Origin of the sequence: Kocuria subflava (genome assembly GCF_012163155.1) — a bacterium.
In the GTDB taxonomy this organism is placed as follows: domain Bacteria; phylum Actinomycetota; class Actinomycetes; order Actinomycetales; family Micrococcaceae; genus Kocuria; species Kocuria subflava.
In genome coordinates this window covers 1-732 of the sequence record NZ_JAAVUN010000117.1, presented here as the reverse complement: position 1 = coordinate 732, position 732 = coordinate 1, and the positions used below count along the sequence as shown (strand labels likewise).

Below are 732 nucleotides of genomic sequence, written 5' to 3'. Positions count from 1 at the left end.
AGATCCATTCCGTCGCCTGCCCGCGGTTCGTCCCGTTCGTGGAATCGGGCGTCACCACGGGCCCCGAGGTCCTGGCCACCGCTGAGGAGTACTTGGCTCCGCTGCAGGAGCGCAGCATCGACACCCTGGCCCTGGGCTGTACCCATTACCCGCTCCTGACCGGCGTGATCTCCTACGTCATGGGCGAGGGGGTCACCCTGGTCTCGAGTGCGGAGGAGACCGCCAAGGACGTGTTCCGCGCCCTCATGGGTCACGACCTGGCCCGTTCTGTCCCCGCTGACGAGCCGCACGAATTCCTGGCCACAGGGGACCCCGAACCCTTCGAGGAACTCGCGCGGCGATTCCTGGGCCCGGAGGTGCTGCGGGTGCGGCATGTCGGCTCCGTGGCCGAGCAGTTCCCCACCGGATCGCTGTCCAAGGTCACCCCGGAAATGTTGATGGAGGCCCGCAACGGAGCGCGGCCCGTCCCTTCGACCTCGAAAGGTAACAAGGCATGAACCTCACCGTCATCGGCTGCACCGGCTCGTTCGCGGGCCCCGATTCGCCGGCCTCGAGTTACCTGTTGACGGGCACCGACCACGACGGGCGGGTCTGGCACGTGCTCATGGACATGGGCAACGGTTCCCTCGGTTCCCTGCAGCGCCACATCGACCTGCACGAACTCGACGCCGTGATCATCAGTCACCTCCATCCGGACCACTGCGTGGACCTGGCCGGGCTGCACGTCGCCGT

Annotated in this window: 2 protein-coding genes; both read left to right on the top strand. The window is 67.2% G+C overall.

The annotated features are described in order from the left end of the window. Positions 1 to 497 (top strand): aspartate/glutamate racemase family protein (locus tag GTW58_RS13280; RefSeq protein ID WP_209436584.1); only part of this gene is annotated, 497 nt, incomplete at its 5' end. Further along, positions 494 to 732 (top strand): MBL fold metallo-hydrolase (locus GTW58_RS13275; RefSeq protein ID WP_168023583.1); only part of this gene is annotated, 239 nt, incomplete at its 3' end. The genes GTW58_RS13280 and GTW58_RS13275, both read left to right, overlap by 4 nt.